Below are 8,011 nucleotides of genomic sequence, written 5' to 3' on the forward strand. Positions count from 1 at the left end.
CTTCATTCTTAACTGAAAAAAGCATCACTGCATAGTTTTTAGAAATCCCTTTACTATTGTATCAAACTTTTCCGGTTGTTCCACATGAATTGCATGGCCAGCACCATCAATTTTGACAAATTTCGCGTCAGAGACGCATTTTTCGATGTTTTTTAATATGCGAAAGAACTTTTCATCATGCTCTCCGTTCATTAAAAGAACAGGCATTTTCAAGTTGTGTAGCTCATCCCACCATGAAGGCTGAGCCCCTGTTCCCATGCCGCGCAAGCTATTTGCAAGTCCTTTTGGATTGTTAGCAAGTCGTTCTTTTCGCACCGCTTCTTGTACGTTTTTTGCTAAACGTTTTTGCGTTTCAAACAGCGGAATATTTTCCCACATCGATACAAAACTTTCTATGCCTTCTCGCTCAATTTTATCGGCAAGTCGCTCATCTTTTTCACAGCGTTCTTTTCGCTCATCTTCACTTTTGAGTCCAGCTGTACAATTTTCTAATAAAAGAGAACGTACATATTCTGGATATAGACACGCCATCGTAATCGCCAGTCTACCGCCCATTGAATAGCCAAGTATATGTGCTTTTTCAATATGAAGGTAATCTAATAGTTCTTTCATTTGCAATGCCACATTTCGAATGTCATAATGCGCAACATCTTCAGGACTCTCGGTCTTTCCGTGTCCAACAAGATCCACTACAATAACTTGAAACTGCCCACTCCATGAAGAGATAAAAGAACGCCACGTTTCCATGCTTCCCGTAAAACCATGAAGAAGTAGAAGTGGTTCCCCGCTTCCGACTACTTCATATTCATACGATACACCTTGCAGCGTTACTTTCATTTTGATTCACCTTGCAATGATGTAGTAATTACGTCCTGTGTTTTTGCCCATAACGTACGGTGCAACGTTAAGTTTTCATCACGGTTCGTACAAATTTCTACAACGTGTAAACCTTCTGTCGTTGCTCCCTTTTGTACTTCCTCCCGGAATTGCTCCCAACCATTTACACGGCTAAATGAACCACCGTACATTTTAACAACATGCTCATAGTCAAGCCCAATCGGCGTTCCAAATAACGATTCGAAGTGTTCCTTTTTCTCATATTGTGGTAAGAATGAGAAAATACCCCCACCATCATTATTTACAACGACAATCGTTATATTTAATTCATGTAATTTTGCAGCTAATAGTCCATTTAAATCGTGATAGAATGATAAGTCACCGATGACTAATACGAGCGGATCGCAAATCATGCTCGCTCCTAAAGCTGTCGAAATGATGCCATCAATCCCATTTACACCGCGGTTTGCCATCACTTGAATATTTTTATCTGATGTGAAGAAGAATGAATCTGTATCACGAATTGGCATACTATTACTCGCAAATAACGTTGCTCCTTCTGGTAATACGCGTACAATATCTGTAATGACTTTTCCTTCAAATGCAGTTTCATATGTTTCCATTTCACGAAGCGTTTCCTTCGTTTTTTCGTTTATATGTTGCCACATTTGGGACCAATCATTCTTTTTCATAACTGGCATTTTTTCTATTAATGCACTGCAAAATGCAATATCATTTGCTTGGACAACTTCTGTCGCAACGAGAGCTGGATCTCTCCATTGTCCAGATTCGTCAACAACGATATGAACAGCTTTCGTTTGTTTTTTAATGAACTGCGTTAATGCTTTCGAAACAGGCATACCACCAAAACGAATTAAAACGTCCGGCTTCCACGTCTCTTTTAACAATTCATTTCGTAAAAATGTATCATAACAGTCGATTACCATCGTTTTATCGTGGTGTCCGCTACGAATATTAGAAAGTGGGTCTGCTAATATTGGGTATCCCGTTTTTTCAGCTAGTTGCGTTGCAAACGTTGCGATTTCTGAATGACTATCATCTCCACAAATAATAAGCCCCTTTTCCATATGTGAAAGGCGCCCTACAAGAGAATCTACATATTCACTCGGCATCACCACGTTCCCTTGCTGAACTACTCCTGTATATTCCCCGCGTCCTTTATCCCATAAACTTTCTAATGAAAAGTCCGGGATAAGCGGTTCACGAACTGGAAAATTAAGATGAACAGGTCCTTGCGGCGCTAAACAAGCACTTGCTATCATGCGCTGCGTTGTCATGCGAGCGTAGTGGTACATCGCTTCACTCGCTTCTGGAAGTGCCATCTCTGTAAATTGCTTCACAAACGTACCGTATAAATTAAATTGATTCATCGCTTGTGGTGCACCGACATCTCTTAATTCATGCGGTCTATCTGCTGTTAAGACGATAAGCGGCACTCGTGAATGGAAAGCTTCACATACAGCTGGATAGTAGTTCGCTGCTGCCGTTCCTGACGTACATAATAATGCAACCGGACGTTTTTTCGCTTTTGCGATACCGAGCGCAAAAAATCCTGCAGATCTTTCATCTACATGTAAATATGTGTTCATTCCTTCGTGTTGTTCCATTAGTAGAGCAATCGGCGTTGACCGTGAGCCTGGACTAATGACAACATCACATACATTTAGACGCGTCAGTTCATCCACGAACGCGCCTAAATAATATGATAATGCTTCTATATGATTGTTCATTTCATTAATTCCTCCAAAGCACCAAGCATCGGTCTAAACTTCAAACTTGTCTCTTCATATTCAAGTTGCGGTACTGAATCAATTACAATCCCGCAACCGGCAAATAAGGATGCTTTCTCGCCATTTAATAATCCGCAGCGAAGTGCAACCGCAAATTCACCATTTCCTTCATCATCTATCCAGCCAATCGGTGCACCATATAATCCTCTGTCTAACAATTCAACATCACGAATCAGTTTCATCGCTTCCAAACGAGGTGTCCCGCCAAGAGCTGGTGTTGGATGTAATTCTTCTACCATCGTTAAAAGACTCGCAGTGCCTTTTGCCTCTACAGGCGTATATAAATGAATTAAGTTTTTCGTTGTTAATAGACCTGGACTCTCCGGAATATTAACGTATTCGCAGTGCTCATTTAATACCGACCTGATCATGTTCACAACATAACCGTGTTCAGCTAAATTCTTTTCATCATGAAGAAGCGCATTACTATTTCGCTTACTTTCTTCTATAGATTGACCATGACCAGTTGAACCAGCAAGACACATCGAAGTAAACTTCTCATCTTCTTTGCGAATTAACCTCTCTGGCGTCGCTCCTAAGAAGCATGCTCCTTTATAATCAAAAGAAAATACGTAACAATCCGGTTGCCCAATGCGAAGTGCTTCTAAAACAAGAGCAGAATCAATATGATGATCCATTTCTACTTTTAGCTCCCTCGCTAATACAACCTTCTGCACGTTACCCTGCTTCATCTCATCTTGCACTTTCTCAATGGCTTTCATCCAGCCTTTCGGATCCACTTCCACTTTAGAAGTAACTGTTAATTTCGATCCTTCTAATGCACATTTACTCTCCCCAAAAATTTTCTCTTCTAAAGAAACAATTTCGTTATAAAGAGTTTCTGCACAATCTGTTGCTGAAACGAATGTATTCATCGTTAACCATGCTTTTTCATTTTTTACAGTTAATAAAAATGCTGGTAGTGAAAATGTCGTATCATCGAATTCTTTCCATAAGTCCGTTTTCTCTTTTTCTTGGTCAAATGAAAATCCACCAAATAAAAGAGGACCTGTTCCAAATTCATATTTTTCTCTTTGTACAAATGCTTTCTCTTTTACTTTATCCCACTCGTCACGAGCCGCTTGAAAGCGTTTGTGAGAAGAATTTGCTATAGTGAAAACAGAGCCAATTCCAGCAAATATTACATGCTGAGCTGGATCTGCAAAATAACATCTATTTTCCAATGCAATCCTTTTTCCTGCTGCATAAAACAGAAGCGGATCCATCCAGTCTATTTGTTTTACAAAACTAACCAATATTTTTTCATCAGTTGCATGCTTAATGGCTGCACTAAGAACTTCTTGCAAGCCTTTTTGTTTTGTTTGAATCACAATTGTCTCCCCCCTATGGGCGAAAAATAGTCATAATTACGCTTGATTTTAAGATACACCTCAAACGAAAGGCCTGTCAACGTTTAGCATTTCTGAGAAATTCACCTTCTCTTCCTAGAAAATAAACGTTGACACTAAATGATGCTTTTTCTACACTTAGTTGTGTACAATATGTGACCAAAGGAGGATTCAACATGGAAATGAACGTCGAAACGAATTCCTCTCCTATGGCGCCAAAACCAAGCAAGCAAACAGGCTGGCGCATTTGGTGGAGTTTACTACGTCCCCATACATTAACAGCAGCTTTCGTTCCTGTTTTCATCGGAACAGCCTATGCAATGCAGGTCGGAGGTATAAATCAAATCCATCTCCCTCTTTTCCTTATAATGCTTCTTGCTTGTCTTCTCATTCAGGCAGCAACAAACATGTTTAATGAATACTTTGATTATAAAAGAGGACTCGATCACGAAGGTTCAGTTGGTATCGGCGGCGCTATCGTTCGCGATGGCATTCAGCCAAAAACAGTGCTTAACTTAGCATTTGGATTTTTCGGCATCGCAATACTATTAGGTGTTTATATTTGTATGAATTCTAGCTGGTGGCTTGCTGCAATCGGTCTTGTTTGTATGGCCGTTGCTTACCTTTACACGGGTGGCCCACTTCCCATTGCCTATACACCATTTGGAGAGTTAACAGCCGGATTATTTATGGGTGTTATCATTATTGGAATTTCATTCTTTATTCAAACTGCAACTGTAACATCAGAAGTCATTTTACTATCTATTCCAAGCTCCATTTTAATTGGTGCCATTTTACTAGCTAATAATATTCGTGACTTAGATGGCGATAAAGAAAACGGTCGTAAAACGTTAGCAATTCTCGTTGGACGTGAAAGAGCGGTTGGTGTACTTGCTTCTATGTTCATCGTTTCCTACATTTGGACAATTGCTTTAATTATCGTGAGCATCGTATCACCATGGATGCTTATCGTATTTTTAAGTGCACCGAAAGCATTTAAAGCGACGAAAGGCTTTATCGGCAAAAGCATTCCAGTGGAAATGGTACCTGCGATGATTGCAACAGCAAAAACAAATACGATCTTCGGTCTCCTCATGGGAATCGGATTATTACTTGGATACTTTCTATAAAAGGAGCTGCTTATGCGGCTCCTTTTTCATATCTGAAATTCATCTCATAATTCCTACTCGCAACGCTCATACTATGTAAAGAAACTGAATTGTAGGAAGGTGGACGACTATGTTAACTCCACAACAAATAAATCAATTTAAATCCGTTTTAGAAAAACAAAAACACGAACTAGAGCAAACGATACAAACACACGAAAATGAAGATCGTGCATCTGAACGTGAGTCTGTTGGAGAATTATCTAGCTATGATAATCATCCAGCTGATATGGCAACAGAGCTATATGAACGTGAAAAAGACTTCGGGCTTATTGAACTTTGGCATAAACAGCTAGAGGATACGAAACATGCCTTGCAAAAAATAGAAGCGGGTACGTACGGCATTTGCGAAGTGTCTGGCGAAGAAATTCCATTTGAAAGATTAGAAGCAATGCCGACTGCTACAACATGCATCCAGCACGCGACAAATAAGCTAAATATGAATACACGACCAGTTGAAGAAGAAGTATTGTCTCCCTCTTTCCATAAACACGATGAGGATCGCTCTGTTGAGTACGATGCAGAAGATGCGTGGCAAGATGTTGCCAATTATGGAACGTCTGAAACACCGTCTGATTTAGAAAGACGAGATTCGAAAAACTATAATGGCATGTACGTAAACAGTGAGGAAAATGTAGGATACGTAGAAGATTTCGAAAACTTTATTGGTACAGATATGTATGGAAAAAATCCGCAAGTTTTCGCTACGGAAGAACATGAAGAATATGAACAAATGCTTGATGACTTTGAAGAGCGTACCTTTAAGGGCGAATTATCTTCAAATGAGTCGAGTTCCAAAGAATAAAAAAAAGCATTCCGAAAATCGGAATGCTTTTTATCGCTAGCTAATTAGTTTTTTGTAACGTTAGCAGCTTGTGGTCCACGGTTACCTTCAACGATTTCGAAAGAAACTTCTTGACCTTCTTCTAAAGTTTTGAATCCGTCACCTTGGATAGCTGAGAAGTGAACGAATACATCGTCTCCACCTTCAACTTCGATGAAACCGAAACCTTTTTCGCTGTTGAACCATTTAACTTTACCTGTTTGCATGTCATGTACCTCCTAAATAAAAATGAAACTATGAATCCACATGAAAAGGTGGATATAAAGGACATGAATGTATAACAAGCTTACAGCCTTTAATTCAACGTGCTTTATTTCCGTACCACATTATGTAGCTCAATAGTGACTTCACTATATCACGCTATATCAAAAACGTCAAATGAGAACACTTTCATTCCACCATTTTTTTATAATTTTAATATAATGTTGAATTTCCATATTCATATTTTATTGGAAAATTAACAAAACTATAGTGTGCTAATTCTAATAATTTCTGTACAATATAATTACTACATATTTATGAGGTGAGAAAAATGCAAGCACATGAAATCGAGTATAAATTATACGGCGATGATATGCAGTTTGTTGAAATTGAGTTAGATCCAGAAGAAAGCGTGATCGCAGAAGCTGGCGCAATGATGATGATGGAAGATTACATAGAAATGGAAACAATCTTCGGTGATGGTTCTGGCCCATCTGGAGGTTTATTCGGAAAATTAATGGGCGCTGGTAAGCGTCTCGTTACAGGCGAAAGTATGTTTATGACTGTATTTACAAATACAGGTCACGGCAAACGCCACGTCTCATTTGCTGCTCCTTATCCTGGTAAAATTATTCCTGTAGATTTAACAGAATATTAAGGAAAAGTAGTTTGTCAAAAAGATGCCTTTCTTTGTGCCGCAAAAGGTGTTTCTATCGGAATTGAATTTACGAAAAAAATAGGAACTGGTTTCTTCGGTGGTGAAGGTTTTATCATGCAGAAACTTGAAGGTGACGGTCTTGCTTTCATGCACGCAGGTGGAACTGTATATAAACGTGAATTAAAACCTGGTGAGAAACTTCGCATTGATACAGGTTGTCTCGTTGCTATGACAAAAGACATTAACTATGATGTCGAGTTCGTTGGAAAAGTAAAAACAGCTCTATTTGGCGGCGAAGGTTTATTCTTCGCAACGTTAGAAGGACCTGGAACAGTTTGGATTCAGTCCTTAACACTTAGCCGATTAGCAGCACGCCTTACAAGCCCAGCAGCGCAAAGTACTGGCGAAGGTAGTGTATTAGGTGGCCTTGGTCGTTTATTAGATGGGAAAGAGTAAACTGTGCCCTTATGTGGGAATGGCCATCAACTAATAAAATAATAAAATTAAAACACCCTTGCTTGCAGTAATGCAATGAAAGGGTGTTTTAATTTACGTCTACAAACGAGAAAAAGCAGTTAAAATAAAGTAATAAGGTTTACTTCAGGAAAATAAGGTATATTATATTTGTTGAGTAGATTCTCTTTAGAGACAAGAAAAGTAGGTGAACAAAGTGGGAAAATATCAATTGGATTCCAAAAGTCAGGTAGCTGTGGCAAAGTTCCATGAAAAACAGAAGCCTGCCAAATTTGATAAAAAGCAGCAACTTGAAAAATTGCGTACGGAGTATTTGAAAAAGAAGCAAAAACAAACAGATAAATAATATGTTTTATTTTCCGAATTTTTTCTGTATGTAACGCAAACAAACACAAGAAAATAGGTAAGTTATTCATCATTCAAATATATACAGGCTATTTTTTCAAACCTCTTACTTATGCAACTAACGCATGCGTCAGTTCATTAAGAATAACTAAAAAAGTCGATTCCTTGAGATGAAAAAGAGTAAACAGTGCCCTTATCAGGCACTGTTTTATTTTATTGTCGATAGGTAAGTCTTTGAGTTTATCTCCAACTTTTCCCCCGATCCGCACCGTACGTGCCACTTTCATGGCATACGGCGGTCTACCTAAATTGTAGTTTTCGTCTCA

Annotated in this window: 7 protein-coding genes and 1 pseudogene; 4 read left to right on the forward strand and 4 right to left on the reverse strand. The window is 38.9% G+C overall.

Annotated features, from left to right (window positions below; genetic code table 11):
• Positions 1–24: 24 nt before the first annotated feature.
• From menH to ACS2CR_RS01790, 3 genes are read right to left on the reverse strand one after another with little or no spacing between them, the layout of a single operon-like run.
• A complete protein-coding gene (gene menH, locus ACS2CR_RS01780) occupies positions 25–837 on the reverse strand; it encodes a 2-succinyl-6-hydroxy-2,4-cyclohexadiene-1-carboxylate synthase (RefSeq protein WP_000869215.1) in 813 nt (270 codons plus the stop codon).
• A complete protein-coding gene (menD, locus tag ACS2CR_RS01785; protein ID WP_016110863.1) occupies positions 834–2,588 on the reverse strand; it encodes a 2-succinyl-5-enolpyruvyl-6-hydroxy-3-cyclohexene-1-carboxylic-acid synthase in 1,755 nt (584 codons plus the stop codon). Before menD ends, menH begins: the two co-directional genes overlap by 4 nt.
• Positions 2,585–3,979 (reverse strand): isochorismate synthase, encoded by a 1,395-nt coding sequence (locus ACS2CR_RS01790; RefSeq protein WP_000616750.1) that lies wholly within the window; start codon positions 3,977–3,979, stop codon positions 2,585–2,587. The genes menD and ACS2CR_RS01790 overlap by 4 nt, the downstream gene beginning before the upstream one ends.
• Positions 3,980–4,173: 194 nt before the next feature.
• Between ACS2CR_RS01790 and ACS2CR_RS01795 the strand changes: the two genes are divergently transcribed.
• Both ACS2CR_RS01795 and ACS2CR_RS01800 read left to right on the forward strand, forming a co-directional pair.
• A complete protein-coding gene (locus ACS2CR_RS01795) occupies positions 4,174–5,127 on the forward strand; it encodes a 1,4-dihydroxy-2-naphthoate polyprenyltransferase (protein WP_053514575.1) in 954 nt (317 codons plus the stop codon).
• A gap of 109 nt (positions 5,128–5,236) precedes the next feature.
• A complete protein-coding gene (locus tag ACS2CR_RS01800; protein WP_000957366.1) occupies positions 5,237–5,968 on the forward strand; it encodes a yteA family sporulation protein in 732 nt (243 codons plus the stop codon).
• Between the two features lie 44 nt (positions 5,969–6,012).
• Here ACS2CR_RS01800 and cspD read toward each other — a convergent pair whose 3' ends face one another.
• Positions 6,013–6,213, reverse strand: a complete 201-nt coding sequence (gene cspD / locus ACS2CR_RS01805; RefSeq protein WP_001193054.1) for a cold-shock protein CspD — start codon at positions 6,211–6,213, stop codon at positions 6,013–6,015.
• Positions 6,214–6,539: 326 nt separating this feature from the next.
• On the opposite strand from cspD, the pseudogene ACS2CR_RS01810 reads away from it, so the two are divergent.
• Both ACS2CR_RS01810 and ACS2CR_RS01815 read left to right on the forward strand, forming a co-directional pair.
• Positions 6,540–7,322, forward strand: a pseudogene (locus ACS2CR_RS01810) (TIGR00266 family protein).
• A gap of 214 nt (positions 7,323–7,536) precedes the next feature.
• On the forward strand, positions 7,537–7,686 hold the full coding sequence (locus ACS2CR_RS01815) for a hypothetical protein (RefSeq protein WP_000521639.1): 150 nt from the start codon (positions 7,537–7,539) through the stop codon (positions 7,684–7,686).
• The last annotated feature ends 325 nt before the right edge of the window (positions 7,687–8,011 follow it).

The organism is Bacillus cereus group sp. BceL291 (assembly GCF_051776705.1).
GTDB classification, from domain to species: Bacteria; Bacillota; Bacilli; order Bacillales; family Bacillaceae_G; genus Bacillus_A; species Bacillus_A cereus.

Coding starts and splice junctions, on each gene's coding strand:
- menH (WP_000869215.1), bottom strand. CDS start 837: ATGAAAGTAACGCTGCAAGGTGTATCGTATGAATATGAAGTAGTCGGA.
- menD (WP_016110863.1), bottom strand. CDS start 2,588: ATGAACAATCATATAGAAGCATTATCATATTATTTAGGCGCGTTCGTG.
- ACS2CR_RS01795 (WP_053514575.1), top strand. CDS start 4,174: ATGGAAATGAACGTCGAAACGAATTCCTCTCCTATGGCGCCAAAACCA.
- ACS2CR_RS01800 (WP_000957366.1), top strand. CDS start 5,237: ATGTTAACTCCACAACAAATAAATCAATTTAAATCCGTTTTAGAAAAA.
- cspD (WP_001193054.1), bottom strand. CDS start 6,213: ATGCAAACAGGTAAAGTTAAATGGTTCAACAGCGAAAAAGGTTTCGGT.